Origin of the sequence: Enterobacter sp. MGH 16 (assembly GCF_000493175.1) — a bacterium.
In the GTDB taxonomy this organism is placed as follows: Bacteria; Pseudomonadota; Gammaproteobacteria; order Enterobacterales; family Enterobacteriaceae; genus Enterobacter; species Enterobacter roggenkampii.
In genome coordinates this window covers 3,197,044-3,214,210 of record NZ_KI535695.1, presented here as the reverse complement: position 1 = coordinate 3,214,210, position 17,167 = coordinate 3,197,044, and the positions used below count along the sequence as shown (strand labels likewise).

The 17,167-nt window shown below is 59.4% G+C and carries 15 protein-coding genes; 9 read left to right on the top strand and 6 right to left on the bottom strand.

The window, feature by feature from the left end; genetic code table 11:
• Window positions 1–22: 22 nt before the first annotated feature.
• Window positions 23–2,164, bottom strand: coding sequence for a TonB-dependent siderophore receptor (locus L362_RS07815; protein WP_023344933.1), 2,142 nt, complete (start codon window positions 2,162–2,164; stop codon window positions 23–25).
• Between the two features lie 385 nt (window positions 2,165–2,549).
• Between L362_RS07815 and L362_RS07820 the strand changes: the two genes are divergently transcribed.
• From L362_RS07820 to L362_RS07840, 5 genes are read left to right on the top strand one after another with little or no spacing between them, the layout of a single operon-like run.
• A complete protein-coding gene (locus tag L362_RS07820) occupies window positions 2,550–3,362 on the top strand; it encodes an ABC transporter ATP-binding protein (RefSeq protein WP_023344932.1) in 813 nt (270 codons plus the stop codon).
• Window positions 3,359–4,342: a FecCD family ABC transporter permease gene (locus tag L362_RS07825; RefSeq protein ID WP_023344931.1), complete on the top strand. Its 984-nt coding sequence runs from the start codon at window positions 3,359–3,361 to the stop codon at window positions 4,340–4,342. The genes L362_RS07820 and L362_RS07825 overlap by 4 nt, the downstream gene beginning before the upstream one ends.
• Window positions 4,339–5,379: a FecCD family ABC transporter permease gene (locus tag L362_RS07830; protein ID WP_023344930.1), complete on the top strand. Its 1,041-nt coding sequence runs from the start codon at window positions 4,339–4,341 to the stop codon at window positions 5,377–5,379. The genes L362_RS07825 and L362_RS07830 overlap by 4 nt, the downstream gene beginning before the upstream one ends.
• A gap of 9 nt (window positions 5,380–5,388) precedes the next feature.
• A complete protein-coding gene (locus L362_RS07835; protein ID WP_032638039.1) occupies window positions 5,389–6,339 on the top strand; it encodes an iron-siderophore ABC transporter substrate-binding protein in 951 nt (316 codons plus the stop codon).
• Entirely contained in the window at window positions 6,336–7,223 is an 888-nt protein-coding gene (locus L362_RS07840) for a MurR/RpiR family transcriptional regulator (RefSeq protein WP_023344928.1), read from the top strand. The genes L362_RS07835 and L362_RS07840 overlap by 4 nt, the downstream gene beginning before the upstream one ends.
• Window positions 7,224–7,319: 96 nt before the next feature.
• On the opposite strand, the gene L362_RS07845 is transcribed toward L362_RS07840, so the two are convergent.
• The 4 genes from L362_RS07845 to qseB form a co-directional block, all read right to left on the bottom strand.
• On the bottom strand, window positions 7,320–7,634 hold the full coding sequence (locus L362_RS07845) for a putative quinol monooxygenase (protein ID WP_008502984.1): 315 nt from the start codon (window positions 7,632–7,634) through the stop codon (window positions 7,320–7,322).
• A gap of 31 nt (window positions 7,635–7,665) precedes the next feature.
• A complete protein-coding gene (locus L362_RS07850) occupies window positions 7,666–8,247 on the bottom strand; it encodes an NAD(P)H-dependent oxidoreductase (RefSeq protein ID WP_014833281.1) in 582 nt (193 codons plus the stop codon).
• A gap of 105 nt (window positions 8,248–8,352) precedes the next feature.
• The gene (gene qseC, locus L362_RS07855; RefSeq protein ID WP_023344927.1) at window positions 8,353–9,702 is read right to left on the bottom strand and encodes a quorum sensing histidine kinase QseC; all 1,350 of its coding nucleotides are present in this window, start codon (window positions 9,700–9,702) and stop codon (window positions 8,353–8,355) included.
• On the bottom strand, window positions 9,699–10,358 hold the full coding sequence (qseB, locus tag L362_RS07860) for a quorum sensing response regulator transcription factor QseB (protein ID WP_023294563.1): 660 nt from the start codon (window positions 10,356–10,358) through the stop codon (window positions 9,699–9,701). Before qseB ends, qseC begins: the two co-directional genes overlap by 4 nt.
• 138 nt (window positions 10,359–10,496) lie before the next feature.
• On the opposite strand from qseB, the gene L362_RS07865 reads away from it, so the two are divergent.
• The 4 genes from L362_RS07865 (at window position 10,497) to ftsP (ending at window position 15,647) form a co-directional block, all read left to right on the top strand.
• Window positions 10,497–10,898 carry a YgiW/YdeI family stress tolerance OB fold protein gene (locus L362_RS07865; RefSeq protein WP_023344926.1) on the top strand — a complete coding sequence of 134 codons (402 nt, stop codon included), beginning with the start codon at window positions 10,497–10,499 and terminating at the stop codon, window positions 10,896–10,898.
• Window positions 10,899–11,016: 118 nt separating this feature from the next.
• Window positions 11,017–13,275 carry a DNA topoisomerase IV subunit A gene (gene parC, locus L362_RS07870; protein WP_023344925.1) on the top strand — a complete coding sequence of 753 codons (2,259 nt, stop codon included), beginning with the start codon at window positions 11,017–11,019 and terminating at the stop codon, window positions 13,273–13,275.
• A gap of 163 nt (window positions 13,276–13,438) precedes the next feature.
• Window positions 13,439–14,176: a 1-acylglycerol-3-phosphate O-acyltransferase gene (plsC, locus tag L362_RS07875; RefSeq protein WP_008502990.1), complete on the top strand. Its 738-nt coding sequence runs from the start codon at window positions 13,439–13,441 to the stop codon at window positions 14,174–14,176.
• Between the two features lie 58 nt (window positions 14,177–14,234).
• Window positions 14,235–15,647, top strand: coding sequence for a cell division protein FtsP (gene ftsP / locus L362_RS07880; protein WP_008502991.1), 1,413 nt, complete (start codon window positions 14,235–14,237; stop codon window positions 15,645–15,647).
• Between the two features lie 31 nt (window positions 15,648–15,678).
• Here the strand turns inward: ftsP and L362_RS07885 are convergent, their stop codons facing one another.
• The gene (locus L362_RS07885; protein WP_023344924.1) at window positions 15,679–17,154 is read right to left on the bottom strand and encodes a TrkH family potassium uptake protein; all 1,476 of its coding nucleotides are present in this window, start codon (window positions 17,152–17,154) and stop codon (window positions 15,679–15,681) included.
• Window positions 17,155–17,167: the final 13 nt, after the last annotated feature.

Genomic DNA, 17,167 nt, shown 5'->3' with positions numbered 1-17,167 from the left:
AGCGCCACCGGGCTTTTTTACATCAAAACTCCATCTTCACCGTAAACTGCACTTCGCGAGGGTCGCCAATCTGGTTGCCCAGGTTGTTGGTCGCAATGGACGAGGTGTAGTAGGTCTTATCAAACAGGTTCTTCACGTTCACCTGCAGCGTCACCGGATACTGCAGCTTCATCTTATAGGCCGCAAAGGCATCCGCCACAAAATAGCCCGGCAGATAATAATCCGCGCCGTTGGTCGCTGAACGACGGCTCACGCCGTGTCCGCCACCGCCCAGCGTCAGGGTATTCCCGGCAAACACATTGTGAATATCGTACGTCAGGAACAGGGAGCCGGTGTGGCGCGGCACGTTCGGCAGCGGTTTGCCCGCGTAGTCCGGGTCTTCCAGCACCTTCGCGTCGGTGTAGCCGTAGCTGGCGATAATATTGGTGTTCTCGGTCAGTGACCCGGCAAGATCCACCTCCACGCCCTGGGATCGCACGCGGCCCGCCGTTTTGGCGATGGTTTCACCTCCCACGCTTTCGTTGTACAGCACGTTGCGTTTGTGGATATCAAACAGCGCGATATTGGCGGTAACGCCGTCGAACAGGTCGAACTTCGCGCCCACTTCGTAGGCGTTTGAGGTTTCCGGCGGCAGGTCGCCAATGTAACTTGCAATGGACGACTGCGGCATAAACGTCTGCGAGTAGTTGGCAAACAGCGAGACGGATGGCGTGAGCTTGTAAACCAGCCCCAGCTTTGGCGTCCACTGTTCGTCGCGGCTGTCGGTGTTGACGTTGAACGGACGACCTTTGCCCGCGTACTGGGTGTAATACTGATAGCGCATCCCGGCGACGGCGATCCACTTATCCGTCAGGTACAGGGCATCCTGCGCGTAGGCCGAATAACTCTCCTGCTTGAGCGTCTGGTCGCTGTCTGCGGCGGAGACGGTTGTACACTTGTTGAGTTTGCCGTAAACCGGATGGTAGATGTTGAAACCTTTGACGTTCTTACAGCGCATCATGTCCGTACGCAGCAAATCGTAATTCTCATACGATACGCCGCTCAGGATCTCATTGTAAAAGCCTGCAATATCGACATTCCCCTGCAGATCCGCGCGGGTGCTGTGCATGCGCTGGGTCGAGCCCTGGGTCGCATCCACGCGGCGGGTCAGGTTGCCGGTTTTTGCATCGTAGGCCATCACGCGGGCCTGGTTATCGCTGTATTTGTCCTGGCTGTAGCTGTAGTCGAACTTCGCGGTCCACTGGCTGTTGAGGCGATACTCCGCGTTCAGCTGCGCCAGATCGGACTGACCATCGGTCACGTTAAACGGCTCGTCAAATCGGGTTTTACGATCGACATCAACGGCCTTTTTGGTGTTGAGATCGAAGATCGTTCCGCGATCGAACGGCGTCTTATAGTCGCGATGCGAATAGAGCGCGGTCACGGTGGCATCATCGCCGAACCAGGTGAGCGACGGGGCGATAAAGGTGCTGCGTTCGTTGCCAAAATTACGCCAGTAATCTTCGTCCTGATACTCACCCGTGAGGCGATACGCCAGACGCGTGCCGTCGATCGGGCCGGTCACATCGACCTGTCCGGTGCCGCCGCCAAAGCTGGAGGAGGTGGCGGACAGAGAACCACCGAAGGTTTTCTCCGGGCGTTTGGTGACGACGTTAATCAGGCCGCCCGGATCGAGAATGCCATACAGCGTTGAGGCCGGGCCTTTAAGCACCTCCACGCGCTCGGTGGCGGCGTTAAAGCTGCGCGGCAGGACGGTGCGCAGGCCGTTGGTCATGATCGAGCCGTCCCGGTTCGCGCCAAACCCGCGGCGCACGAAGGCATCCTGCGTACCGCCGAGGGTATTCGTCTGGACCACGTTGCTAACGTTATAGAGCGCCTCATCCAGCGTGGTGGCGTGCTGATCCTCCAGCACTTTATCGCTGACGGTATTCACCACCTGCGGGATATCCAGCATCGGCATGTTGGTCAGCGTTGCGGTGGAGGTGTTCAGCGGCTGGTAGCCGTTGGTGGCTTCCGCCGGCGTATTTGGATCGGCAGTGACGGTAAGCGTTTCGCCGTCTTTAGCCGCGGTGGTGTCCGCCGCCTGGGCCAGCGGCGCCATAAACAGCAGTGAAAAGAGCGCGCGCCCTTTTACCCCAGAGAGTGAAGGTGTGAACGTAGCCATTACATCTGTTATCCCAAAATATCCGTGAATCACCTTCACGGAAGAATGTGTGAGTCATTGCCCTTTTATGCTCTGCTCGTTAGCCAGAATCGGCATCGAACATGTAATTGAGAATCATTCAATCATGCGGGAATGTAGTAGTAAATGAAAAATGATAAAAATCGGCTACATGCATGAAACGCAACGGGAAAGTACAAGGGTAATTAATTATTTAATTGAAAAATAATGATTTATTAATTTTGTGGTCTGCACGGTAACGCTCCGTTACCCCTGGTTTTTTCAGGGTGTTTCTTCTCTTGACTACTACATGGCGTGGCGTCAAACTCTCAAAAGAGAATGATTTTTATTTATATTTGTTGCGCTTTTTTATTACGTTGGCGTTCACGTGGCTCACAACACAAAACAACCGGGACTGGTTCTGGAGAACCTCTCTGCGGGCTATCAGAAAAAAATCATCGTTGATGATATCTCTCTTGCGATCCCCCAGCAGAAAATAACCGTTCTGGTGGGCGCAAACGGCTGCGGGAAATCCACGCTGTTGAGCACCATTGCGCGGCTGCTCCAGCCGCTTGGCGGCGCGGCGGTTCTCGACGGCAAGGCGATCCACGAGCAGCCGACCAAAGCCGTCGCCCGCCAGCTTGGTATTCTCCCGCAGTCCCCGCTGCTCCCGGAAGGGTTAACCGTTTTTGAGCTGGTCTCGCGCGGGCGCTTTCCCTGGCAAAACGTTATGCGCCAGTGGAGCGACGAGGACGAACTGGCGGTGGAAGAGGCCCTGCGCCTGACCGGCACGGCAGCGTTTGCCCATATGCCGGTGGAAAGCTTATCCGGCGGCCAGCGTCAGCGCTGCTGGATCGCCATGGCGCTGGCGCAGCAAACGCCGTATATCCTGCTGGATGAACCCACCACGTTCCTCGATCTTCGCTACCAGGTGGAGATCCTGGAACTGCTGCACGCCCTGACCCGCCAGCACGGGCGTACCGTCGTGGTGGTGCTGCACGATCTCAACTTTGCCGTGAACTACGGTGATTCCCTGGTCTTTTTACGCCAGGGAAAAGTCGAGGGGGTGCTACATGAAGGCGACGCCTGCACGCCGGAGCTGATCAAAGCGGTGTTTGATGTGGACGTGCATATGTCCATCAACCCCTTGACCGGCAAACCGTTCTTTATGCCGTTTCGCCAGAGCATTCAGAAGCCATGATGCGCATCTCTCTGGCTTTCCTGATTTTCACCCTGCTGTTGGCAATGGGGGCGATTGCTCATCTGGGGATCGGTGCACGCTTTATCGCCCCGCAAACGGTAGTGGAGGCATTCTTTCACTTCGACCCGCGCAATTTCGACCATAACATCATCATCAGACTACGGCTGCTGCGCCTCTGCGCCGCAATGGTTACCGGCGCCGCGCTCGGCGTGGCGGGCGTGCTGCTGCAGTCCGTGATCCGCAACCCGCTCGGCGAGCCGCATATTCTGGGGCTCAACGCCGGGGCAGCGCTCGCGGTGGTGGTGACCAGCGCGCTTGGGCTTTCGCTGCCGTTTGGTCGTCCGCTGATTGCCGCCGCCGGTGCCGCCGCGCTGTTTCTGCTGGTGCTGATGTTCTCCTCGACCGGTCGCACCGGGCTCACGCCGATGAAGGTCACCCTGTGCGGCGTGGCGATGTCGGCGTTTGCCTCGTCGATTACCGCCGCGGTGTTAATCCTGGATGAACAGACGCTACTCTCTCTGCGCACCTGGCTGGCGGGTGATATCGCCGGGATCAACGCGCAGATGCTCCAGAGCGCCCTGTGGGCGGCAGCCGCTGGTTTTGTTCTTGCTATCGGGCTGTCGCCCTCACTCAACATGCTGGCGCTGGGCGACAGAATGGCGCAGGGGCTTGGCGTGTCGCTGCTGAAAACCCGCCTCCTTGCCCTGCTGGCCATTGCGCTGCTCTGCGGCGCGGCCGTCTCCCTCGCCGGACCGATTGGCTTTATCGGCCTTGTGGTGCCGCAGCTCATCCGCCGTCTGGTGTCGGTCGATTTGCGCGTGATGGTGCCGCTGTCGGCCCTGTGCGGCGCGCTGGTGCTGCTGCTGGCGGATATCGCTGCCCGCACGCTGTTTACCCCCTGGGAGCTGGCAACCGGCATCATGACGGCCCTTGTCGGCGCGCCCGTGTTCATCCTTATGGCCTCGAGGATGTTCAAATGAACCGGGCCGGACTCCGCGCGATCCGTGTTGGTCGCCTGTCGGCGCTGGTTCGCCCGAAGGCGCTGGCGTACCTGTCGCTTTTCGCGTTGATGGCGCTAGGCCTGCTGGGCTTTGGCCTGACGCACGGTTCTCTGCCCATTCCCGACTCTGCCATCGGGCGGGCGCTGTTTTCGCCTGAAACATTGACGGCGGAGACGCGCTACGTCGTGATGGATATCCGCCTGCCGCGCCTGCTGATGGCGGTGCTGTGCGGCGCGATGCTCGGCATGGCGGGGGCGGCGATGCAGTCCATCACCCGCAACGGACTGGCTGACCCGGGGCTTATCGGCGTGAAGGAGGGCTGTAGCGCGGCGGTACTGTTGCTGATTTTTCAGTTCCCGGCGCTGAGCCTGGCCTGGCGTCCGCTGATTGGCATGGCCGGCGGGCTGCTGACCGCGCTGCTGGTGATCGTCCTCGCGCGCGATATCTCGCGCCCGCGGTTCATTTTGATCGGCATCGGCGTGTCGTGGGCGTTTGCCGCGGCAATGGGCGTCTTTATGACCACCGCCGACGTGCGCGACGTGCAGACGGCGATGCTGTGGCTGGCGGGCAGCCTGCACGCGGCAAACTGGACGCTGGTAGGGCTGGCCGCGCTCTGGGCTGCCCCCGCGTTTGCGCTGCTGCTCTTTACCGCGCGGGCAGCGGACGTGGCGCTGCTCGGCAATCAGGCCGCCGCGGGCCTTGGCGTGCGCACAACCCGGCTGGCACTGCTGCGGGTTCTCGCCCCGGTAGTGCTGACGGCGGCCTGCGTCTCCTGCGTGGGCAGCATTGGCTTTGTGGGGCTGATTGCCCCGCATATGGCGCGCCTGCTGCTGCGCGGTGGTCAGACCGCGCTCCTGACGGGAAGCGCCGTGCTGGGCGCGCTGCTGGTGCTGCTGGCGGATAACGTCGGACGTCTGGCATTCCTCCCGCTGCAGCTGCCGGCGGGAATTGTCATTTCATTGATTGGCGGACCGTTTTTCCTGCTGCTGCTCTGGCAGCGCCGGGACAGATTTTAGGGGATTATGATGCGCGTACTGTTTTCGATGCTGTTGCTGGTGGGGTTCGCGGTGAGCGCGGCGGAGCCGACGCAGATCTTTACTGACGATCTGAACCGAAAGGTGGTGGTGCCGGTGCACCCGAAACGGATTGTCTCCTTACACGATCTGGATATTACCATTCCGCTGATTGAGCTTGGCGTGCCGCCGGTGGCGAGCCATGGCCGCACGCGGCCGGACGGCAGCCATTTTCTGCGCTCCAGCGGCATGTTAACCGGCGTCGACTTCGATAATTCCGATATCAAATTTATCGGCACGGCGGATATTGACATCGAAGCCATCGCCGCCGCCAAACCTGACCTGATCGTTACCGAGCCGACCCGCAACACGCCGGTGGAACAATTAGCGAAAATTGCCCCGACGGTGAGCATCGATCATCTCGACGGCGGCGCGCCGGAAATCTACCGCAAGCTGGCTCAGCTGACAGGAACGCAGGCGCGGCTCAAGGTTCTGGAGCGGCGATATCAGGAGCAAATCAAGGCGCTGAAGGCGACCATCGACACGCGCAAAATCACCGTATCGGTGATTCAGGCCAATCAGGGGAAAATCAACGCCATGCACAGCTACCACTCGCTGGGCCGCGTTCTGCGCGACGCCGGATTCAAATTCCCGCCACTGATTGAGTCCATCCCGGAAGGGGGGCGCATCGACGTCAGCGCCGAGCGCCTGCCGGAGCTGGATGCCGATTTCGTCTTTGCTACCTGGCGCGGGGATACGGGCGGTAAACCGCAGGACGAGCTGGCAGCGATGGAGGCGGTGATGCCGGGCTGGTGTCAGTTCCTGAATGCCTGCCGGAGCGGGCACTACGTGCTGATCTCGCGTGAAGAGGCGATCTCGAATTCGTTCGCGTCTTTAGGGCTGATGGCCGCGCAGGTGCAGTCACAGATTGCCGGGCGTCCGCTGCCGGAGGCCTCACGGTGATCCGCAAAGAGAAGGGGCGCGTGGATGTCTATGGCGACCGCTTTCGCGCGCGGGCGCATCAGCTGACGCCGCGTCTGCTGCAGGTCGCACGCTATATCCATGACAACCGCGAAGCGGTGATGGAGCAGACCGCCATGGAGATTGCCGCCGTAGTGAAAACCTCGGATGCCACGGTGGTCCGCGCCATACAGGCGCTGGGGTTCGCCGGGCTGCGCGATCTCAAGCAGACGCTGGAGCAGTGGTTTGGCCCGGTGGTCACCTCCAGCGAAAAGATGTCCACCACGGTGAACACGCTCGCCAGCGACGTCAACGCGAGCATTGATTTCGTGCTGGAGGGACATCAGCACACCTGCGAGGTGTTATCCGAGCCCCACAACCGCTACGCGATGGCGCAGGCGGTCTCACTGCTGGCGCAGGCAAGGCAGGTTGCCATATTTGGCATTGGCGCCTCCGGCATTCTGGCCGAGTACACTGCCAGGCTGTTCAGCCGTATGGGGTTACCCGCCACGCCGCTCAACCGTACCGGGATCGGGCTTGCCGAACAGCTGATTGCGCTTCAGCGCGGTGACGTGCTGGTGATGATGGCGCAGAAATCCGCGCACCGGGAAGGGCAAACCACCCTGCGTGAAGCAAAACGTCTGGGCATTCCCACCATCCTGCTGACCAACGCCCTTGATTCGCGTTTCAGTAAGGAGGCCAGCGTGGTGATCCACGTTCCGCGCGGCGGCGAAAAGGGTAAAATCCCGCTCCACGGCACGGTGCTGCTCTGTCTGGAGATGATCATTTTGTCCGTCGCCGCCACCGAGCCGCAGCGCACCATTAAGTCAATGAAGCGCATCAATGAGCTCCATCGCGGGTTAAAGCCAGGGAAGAAAAGCAGCTAAAAACAACAAAGCCCGGTGGCGCTAGCGCTTACCGGGCCTACGGTTCAGGTTTTGTTGGCCGGGTAAACGCAGTGCCACCCGGCAAATTCCACGAACTTAAACCCCTTGCTCCAGGATGCGGATGTGGGTTTCCAGCACGTCGCCCTTCACCGCGTCGCTCCACGCTTTCATGTGCGCGGTCTGCAGATGCGCTTCAAGATGCGCGACGGTTTCCCACTGCTCAACCATGATGATCGAGTCCGGCGCGGTCGCCTGGAAGCTGGCATCAGTGGCGGCATCCACCATCGGCGCGTAGCCGTGGCAGCCTTCTTCTTTCAGTACGGTCGGGATGATTTTCGCGAACTGATCCAGCACCGCCTGGCGGTGATGTTGACCTGGACGAGTACGGATTTCTGCGATAACGGTAAGCATGTTTACTACTCCTTTAATTCCAGGCTACCAGTTAAGCAAAAATTTCCGCGAGATGCTTGCGATATTCTGCGATATAGCGCGGGACATCAGGCATTTTAATCACGTCGTTAACGATAAAGGTCGGCAGCGGATCCATGCCCAGGAACTGATTCGCCTTGTGGAACGGCAGGTACGCGCCGTCCACGCCCACGCCCTCGAAGAACTGATCTTTCTCGGTGAAGGCTTCCAGCGGGGCGTTCCAGGTCAGTGATAGCATATATTTTTTGCCCTGAATCAGGCCGCCTGAACCGTATTTTTTGGACGCGTCAGAGCGGGTGCGCCCATCGCTGGCATACAGCGAGCCATGACCTTCGGTGAACACGTCGTCCATGTATTTTTTCACGGTCCACGGCGCGCCCATCCACCAGCCTGGCATCTGCCAGATCACCACGTCAGCCCACAGGAAGTTCTGCACTTCGGCTTTCACGTCGTAGTGGCTGTCTGCACGCACGACCTTAACATCATGCCCGGCGTCGCGCAGGAAACCGTCCGCGACCTCGGTCAGGGTGTCATTCAGCTGGCCTTTAGAGTGCGCAAATTCTTTTGCACCGTTGATAATCAGGATGTTGCTCATTATTTGTCCTCGACGATGAGAGTATGCCGGGTATTCTACGCGCGAGGACGGAGCGGAAAAATGAGCAAAATGTGCAAAGTCTTTTGCTGGAGATGCAATAATCCGCTACCAGCTGACCTTCACCTCAAAGCCGCCTTCCGCCGCATTGCTCAGCGAGACGCGCATCCCGTGCAGCGCGGCAATGCGCCTGACGATAGAGAGCCCCAGCCCGCTGCCCGTGGCGTTCTGGCCCGGTGGACGATAAAAACGCTCGCCGATGCGCGCCAGCACCTCGGGGTCAACGCCGGGACCGTTGTCGCGCACGCTAAAGCTACGCGCGTCCAGCGTCACGTCCACCACGCTGCCGCGCGGACTGTAGCGGATGGCGTTGTCCAGCAGATTGCGCACCAGCAGGCTGAGCAGCAGGGGCTGCCCTTGACGTTTGACCTGCGGGGCATGGTTGATGAGGCGAATATCAATCCCTGCATGCTGCGCCGGATGCCAGATATCCAGCACCGCCGACTGCAGTAAATCGGCAAGCGTTATCGGTTCGACATCGTCCAGGTTATCCAGCGAGTCCAGACGCGACAGCGTGAGGAGTTGGTCCACCAGCCGGGAAGCTCGGTCGATTCCCGCATGCAGCTGTGCCTGCGCTTTTTCCCGCGCCTGCGGATCGTCCTGCGAGAGCTGCGCCACGTCAGTTTGCACCTTCAGGGCCGCCAGCGGGCTGCGCAGCTCGTGGGCGGCATCGGACGTAAAGCGGCGCTCGCGGGTCATCATCTCCTGGGCACGTGCGAAGAGGTGATTCAGCGCGTCGAGCAGGGGGCGCACTTCCGTGGGCACACCCTGAAGCACAAGCGCCTCGGTCGCATCCGGCGAGCGGGAGCGCAGGGTCTGCGCCAGCTTTTTCAGCGGCCTCAGCTCCCGGCTCAGGAGGAGAATCAGCAAGAGCAGCATCACGGGCAGCGCTACCAGCCAGGGCGTGAGCTGCGAGCTGACCACGTCCAGCGCCATATCCTGGCGGTACTCCCACTCCTGGCCGACCACCACGCGGTACTTCCCGTCGGGTGAGGTCAGCCACAGGAAACGCCATTCGTCGTTATCATCCTGGAGCTGCCCGTTAGCAAATCCGTCGCGGCGATAGTGGTACGGAATATCGCGCCCGTTCTCGCCGTCGTTTAGCAGCATTTTGCCGTCGACGGCGTAAATGGCGAAAGCCAGCGCGTCGTCATCGAGACGGCCATGCTTCACTTTTTTCGGGAGCTCGCGCATCCGTTCGGGGGCGCGGATCTCGTCAAGATCCATCGTCAGCAGCCGTTTGGCAAACAGCATCTGCTGCGTGTCGAAGAGCTTATCCAGCTTGTGGGTGGTCTGCTGCCAGGCCACCAGGCTGGCGGCAAACCATGCCGTCAGAGAGAGCGCTAAAAAGAGGAGCGTCAGGCGCAGCTTCAGGCTCAGGCGTTGCGTCAGCTTCATGCGTCACCCAGGGTATAGCCGATGCCGTGCACGGTGCGGATAAACTCGCTGCCAAGCTTGCGGCGCAGATGATGAACGTGGACTTCTACCGCGTTGCTGGAGACGTCGTCGTCCCAGGTATACAGTTTTTCCTCAATCGTCTTGCGAGGGAGCACGCGGCCTGCATTGCGCATCAGCAGTTCCAGCAGCGCGAACTCTTTCGGCTTCAGCGTCAGCGGTTCACCGTCCAGCGTGGCGACGAGACGGGTCGGATCGAGCGTGACCTTGCCGTGGCGTAGCTCGCTATGCGTCTGGCCGTGGCTGCGGCGGACCAGCGCCTCGAGGCGGGCACCCACTTCAATCAGCGCGAACGGCTTGCAGAGATAATCATCCGCGCCAAGACGCAGCCCTTCCACGCGCTGGTTAAGCGCATCCCGCGCGGTCAGGATCAATACCGGCTCGCTGTGCCCGCTTTCGCGCCACGCGCGCAGGATGTCCAGACCGTCGATTTCCGGCAGCGTCAGATCCAGCACCACGGCATCGTAGGGCGCAGACGCGAGCGCGGCCTGACCGGTTTTGCCGTCGGTAAACCAGTCCACGCTAAAGCCCATTTTGCTTAAACCCGCCCTGATACCGTCGCCGATTAACGTGTCGTCTTCTACCAGTAAAATGCGCATATTCCCTCCTTGATGTCGTCAGTAAACCCTCTGTAAGCGCCTGCTGTACAGCAATAATAAATAAATTTTTCCCTTAAGAAGTTGTTAAGGATTACCCTGTTTAATGGACTGCGAAACCAGATTAAAGGGAGAGTTAATATGAAAAAATTCGCTGCTATTGCCGCCATCATGATGATGACCACTGCCCCCGTTTTTGCCGCGCAGGGCGGATTTAACGGCCCGTCAGCCGCACAGACCCAGACCCAAACGCAGGCAGGCGGTTTTGTCGATAACGACGCCAACCTCACCACCGCGGTGAAGGTAAAAGAGATGAAGGACGACAGCTGGGTGAAGCTGCGCGGGAACATCACCCAGCGCCTGTCCGATGACCGCTACACCTTCCGCGATGAGACCGGCACGGTGAACGTGGAAATTGACCACAAGCGCTGGAACGGCGTGACCGTCACCCCGCAGGATAAAGTGGAAATCCAGGGCAAGGTCGATAAAGAGTGGAACGATTTTGAAATCGACGTGAAGCAGGTCATTAAGCTGAACAAATAACCCGAAAAGGGCCGCATAAGCGGCCCTTTTTCTTTGTGACTCAACTCGTCAGATAGGGTAGTATCTGCGGCAATATTGCCTGAAACCCTTCGGTTTCTGAGTTGAGGAATCACACGTAATGAGCGATATGGCAGAGCGCCTCGCGCTACATGAATTCACGGAAAACGCCTACCTGAACTACTCCATGTACGTCATCATGGACAGGGCGTTGCCGTTTATCGGGGATGGCCTGAAGCCCGTACAGCGCCGCATCGTGTATGCGATGTCCGAACTGGGGCTGAATGCCACCGCCAAGTTCAAGAAATCCGCCCGTACCGTCGGTGACGTACTGGGTAAATACCATCCGCACGGCGACAGCGCCTGTTATGAAGCGATGGTGCTGATGGCGCAGCCGTTCTCTTACCGTTACCCGCTGGTGGATGGTCAAGGGAACTGGGGGGCGCCGGACGACCCAAAATCCTTCGCGGCGATGCGTTATACCGAGTCCCGCCTCTCTAAATATGCCGAAGTGCTGCTGGGCGAGCTGGGGCAGGGGACCGTTGACTGGGTACCGAACTTCGACGGTACGCTGCAGGAGCCGAAGATGCTGCCCGCGCGTCTGCCGAACATCCTGCTGAACGGCACCACCGGGATTGCGGTCGGTATGGCGACGGACATTCCGCCGCACAACCTGCGTGAAGTGGCGAAAGCCGCCATCACCCTGATTGAGCAGCCGAAAACCTCGCTCGACGATCTGCTGGATATCGTGCAGGGCCCGGACTTCCCGACCGAAGCCGAAATCATCACCTCGCGTGCGGAAATCCGCAAAATCTACCAGAACGGTCGCGGCTCCGTGCGCATGCGCGCGGTGTGGAATAAAGAAGACGGCGCCGTGGTGATCACCGCGCTGCCGCATCAGGTTTCCGGTGCCAAAGTGCTGGAGCAGATCGCCTCCCAGATGCGCAATAAAAAGCTGCCGATGGTGGACGACCTGCGTGACGAATCTGACCACGAGAACCCGACCCGTCTGGTGATCGTGCCGCGTTCTAACCGCGTGGACATGGAGCAGGTGATGAACCACCTGTTCGCCACCACGGATCTGGAAAAAAGCTACCGCATTAACCTGAACATGATCGGCCTCGACGGACGCCCGGCGGTGAAAAACCTGCTGGAGATCCTCACCGAATGGCTGACGTTCCGCCGCGATACGGTACGCCGTCGTCTGAACCATCGTCTGGAGAAAGTGCTTAAGCGCCTGCATATCCTCGAAGGTTTGCTGGTGGCGTTCCTCAATATCGACGAGGTGATTGAGATCATCCGTACCGAGGACGAGCCGAAGCCCGCCCTGATGTCGCGCTTTGGCATCAGCGAAACCCAGGCCGAAGCGATCCTCGAGCTGAAGCTGCGCCATCTCGCCAAACTGGAAGAGATGAAGATCCGCGGCGAGCAGAACGAGCTGGAAAAAGAGCGCGATCAGCTGCAGGCGATCCTCGCGTCCGAACGCAAGATGAATAACCTGCTGAAGAAAGAGCTGCAGGCTGATGCCGACGCGTTTGGTGACGACCGTCGTTCTCCGCTGCACGAGCGCGAAGAAGCGAAGGCGATGAACGAGCACGACATGCAGCCGTCCGAGCCGGTGACCATTGTCCTGTCGCAGAGCGGCTGGGTGCGCAGCGCCAAAGGCCACGATATCGACGCGCCGGGGCTCAGCTACAAAGCGGGCGACAGCTTCAAAGCGGCGGTGAAAGGCAAGAGCAACCAGCCGGTGGCGTTTATCGACTCCACCGGTCGCAGCTATGCCATCGACCCGATCACGCTGCCTTCCGCGCGCGGGCAGGGTGAACCGCTGACCGGCAAGCTGACGCTGCCGCCGGGCGCGACGGTTGACCATATGCTGATGGAAGCCGATGACCAGAAGCTGCTGCTGGCGTCTGACGCGGGCTACGGTTTTATCTGTACCTTCAACGATCTGGTTTCCCGCAACCGTGCCGGTAAGGCGCTGATTAGCCTGCCGGACAACGCTCACGTAATGGCACCGCTGGTGATCGAGAACGAAAGCGACATGCTGCTGGCGATCACCACCGCCGGACGTATGCTGATGTTCCCGGTCAGCGATCTGCCGGAGCTGTCAAAAGGCAAGGGCAACAAGATCATCAACATCCCGTCGGCGGAGGCCGCGAAAGGCGAAGATGGCCTGGCGCACCTCTTCCTGCTGCCGCCGCAGAGCACGCTGACCATTCACGTCGGCAAGCGCAAAATCAAGCTTCGTCCGGAAGAGCTGCAGAAGGTGGTGGGCGAGCGCGGTCGCCGCGGCTCGCTGATGCGCGGCCTGCAGCGTATCGACCGCGTGGAGATTGACTCTCCTGCACGCAGCGCGGCGGGTGACAGCGAAGAGTAATGTCATGATATCCCCCTCTGTCCGGAGGGGGAATTTCAATAAAATTTCCCGTAAAATCGTTGTTAATTCGTGCGTTGCGATTAACAATACGCGCTCGTAATAAAGTCCTTACCTGGCCACAGGTGAAGTATAATTGTCAGCTGTCAGGGCTTCAGAGGTCGCTATGCTATATATTGTTCGTCTTATTCTTACCGTTATCTACTGTATTCTGGTCTGTATTTTCGGCTCTATTTATTGCCTGTTCAGCCCGCGTAATCCGAAGCATGTCGCCACCTTTGGCCATATGTTCGGGCGTCTTGCGCCGCTGTTTGGTCTGAAAGTTGAAAAACGCCTGCCGGAAGGAGCGGAGAATTTCGGTAACGCCATTTATATCGCCAACCATCAGAACAACTACGATATGGTGACGGCCTCCAATATCGTGCTTCCACCGACCGTGACGGTGGGCAAAAAAAGCCTGCTGTGGATCCCGTTTTTTGGTCAGCTGTACTGGCTTACCGGTAACCTGCTGATTGACCGTAATAACCGTGCAAAAGCGCACGGCACCATTGCAGAAGTGGTGAATCATTTTAAAAAGCGCAGGATCTCAATCTGGATGTTCCCGGAAGGGACGCGCAGCCGCGGCCGCGGCCTGCTGCCGTTTAAAACCGGTGCGTTTCATGCCGCAATTGCGGCAGGTGTTCCAATTATTCCTGTGTGCGTTTCCAATACTTCGAATAAGATTAATCTTAACCGCCTGAATAACGGGCTGGTGATTGTCGAAATGCTGCCACCCGTCGATACCAGCAAATACGGTAAAGATCAGGTGCGCGAGCTGGCAGCGCACTGCCGTGATCTGATGGCTGAGCATATTGCGCTGCTCGACAAAGAAGTCGCAGAGAGAGAAGCCGCCGGTAAGATCTAACCCGGCGTTGAAGGGAAAACGAATTCCCGCGTTGTTAGTCGTTTCAGATGGAGCTTATATGTCACTCAGTCGGCGTCAGTTTATTCAGGCTTCGGGGATCGCCCTTTGTGCGGGTGCGATGCCGCTGACAGCCAGCGCCGCCGGGCAGCAACAGCCGCTGCCTATTCCGCCACTCATTGAATCCCGTCGCGGCCAGCCGCTTTTCCTGACGCTGCAGCGCAGCCACTGGTCCTTTACCCAGGGGACGCGTGCGCCGGTCTGGGGCATTAACGGACGTTACCTTGGGCCGACCATACGCGTGTGGAATGGCGATGACGTAAAGCTCATCTACAGTAACCGTACCCCTGAAAATGTCGCCATGACCATCAGCGGCCTGCAGGTGCCTGGCCCGCTGATTGGCGGCGCGGCGCGCATGATGTCGCCCAGCGCCGACTGGGCGCCCGTTCTGCCGATTCGCCAGAGCGCGGCAACCCTGTGGTATCACGCCAACACGCCTAACCGCACGGCGCAGCAGGTCTATAACGGCCTGGCCGGCATGTGGCTGGTGGAAGATGAAGTCAGCAAATCCCTGCCGATCCCGAACCACTACGGCGTGGATGACTTCCCGATTATCATCCAGGACAAACGTCTGGATAATTTCGGTACGCCGGAATACAGCGAACCGGGGAGCGGTGGCTTCGTTGGCGATACGCTGCTGGTTAACGGCGCGCAGAGCCCGTATGTCGAAGTGTCCCGTGGCTGGGTGCGCCTGCGCCTGCTCAACGCGTCTAACTCGCGCCGCTATCAGCTGCAAATGAGCGATGGCCGTCCGCTGCACGTGATCTCCGGCGATCAGGGTTTTTTACCGGCACCGGTGTCCGTCAAACAGCTGGCGCTCGCGCCGGGTGAGCGTCGCGAAATTCTCATTGATATGACCAACGGGGATGAAGTCTCTGTGACCTGCGGCGAAGCGGCAAGCATTGTTGACCGTATTCGCGGGTTCTTTGAACCGTCGAGCATTCTTGTCTCGACCCTGGTGCTGACCCTGCGTCCAACCGGCCTGCTGCCGCTGGTGACCGATAGCCTGCCCATGCGCCTGCTGCCGCAGGAGATCATGAGCGGCTCCCCGGTGCGCAGCCGTGATATCAGCCTGGGCGACGATCCGGGCATCAACGGTGCGCTGTGGGACGTCAACCGTATCGACATCACCGCGCAGCAGGGCACCTGGGAGCGCTGGACGGTGCGTTCAGATATGCCGCAGTCCTTCCATATTGAAGGGGTAAGCTTCCTGATCCGCAACGTTAACGGCGCGATGCCGTTCCCGGAAGATCGCGGCTGGAAAGACACCGTCTGGGTGGACGGTCAGGTTGAACTGCTCGTCTACTACGGCCAGCCTTCGTGGCCGCACTTCCCGTTCCTGTTCCACAGCCAGACGCTGGAGATGATGGACAGGGGGTCCGTAGGGCAAATGCTGATCAACCCCGCGCCATAATCTCTGACATTCCCGGTTCGCCGGGAATGGTTTATGCCCGCCAGAAAAAGCGCGAGAACAGAATCAGCACCGGGTAAATTTCCAGACGCCCTAAGATCATCGCCGCGCACATCAACAGCTTAGCCCCTTCTGTTAACGTGCCGAACGTCGACGCCGTCTCGCCAAATCCCAGCCCCATGTTGTTGATACAGGCGGCGACCGTCGCGAATGACGTAAACAGATCGTAGCCCATCAGATTAAGCGCCCAGACAAAAAAGCCCGTGATCATCACGTAGAGAAAGAAGAAGCTCCAGACCGAGCGCAGGACGCGTTCATTCACCACGCTTTTGCCCACCTTAATGCTCAGCAGCGCGCGCGGATGCGCCAGCTGGTTCATCTCCTGAATACTCTGCTTGAACATAATCAAAAAACGCAGGGCTTTGATCCCGCCGCAGGTCGAGCCTACGCAGCCGCCAAAAAAGCTGGTGCTCAACAACAGGAAGATGGTGTGGGTGGGCCATTGGGCGTAGTCGGCGGTCGACAGGCCGTTATCGGTCATCATCGAACTGGCAAGGAAGAAGGCGTGCACCAGGCTATCCGTGGGGCTGTACATGCCTGCATGCCAGACCTGCCAGGCGGTGATGAGGATAATCGCCGCAGCGGCGCTCAGGAAGAATTTAACCTCCGGGCTGCGACGAATCGGCTTCAGGGTGCGTCGGACAATGGCGACGTACCAGAGGGTGAAGTTAAACGCGGAGAGCAGCGAAAACGCCCCGGCAACCAGCTCGATTGCGTGGCTGTCATAAAAACCAATGCTCTCGCTGCGGGTGGAGAAGCCGCCCAGTGACACGGTCGAAAGCCCGTGACAGACGGCGTCAAAAAAGGACATTCCCGCCAGCCAGTAGGCCAGAGTGCAGGCCACGCCCAGCGCGAAGTAGGTCACCCACAGCGTGCGCGCGGTATCGGCAAGGCGGGGCGTCAGACGCTCCTCCTTGAACGGCCCCGGCATCTCTGACTGATAGAGCTTCATGCCGCCAATGCCCAGCAGCGGCAGGACCGCGACGGCCAGCACGATGACGCCTAACCCGCCAATGAAATTCAGCTGAGCGCGGTAATACAGGTACGACTTAGGCAGGGCGCTGACGTCCCCGATCACCGTCGCTCCGGTAGTGGTGATCCCGGAAACCCCTTCAAAGAGCGCGTCAGCAAAGGAGAGCTGAAGCCCGTCATCCATCCAGAGCGGCATGGCGCTAATCAATGAAAAAAGCAGCCAGAACAGCACGATAATCACGAAACCGTCGCGGGTGCGCAGCTGGATGCCGGCGTGGCGGGTTGCCCGCCAGGTTAAGCCTCCGAGACTAAAAAAGGTTAAAAAAGTGGTCAGGAAGGCAAAGTAGGTCCGCTCTTTGTTCAGCAGGGCGATAACCATCGGCGGCAGCATGGAAAGGCTGTACAGCAGCACAAGGAAACCGCAGAGGTGCAGGACAACCCGCAGCTGGGAGACATGTAACGAATCGTTGGGCTTCACAACTGAGCTCCGC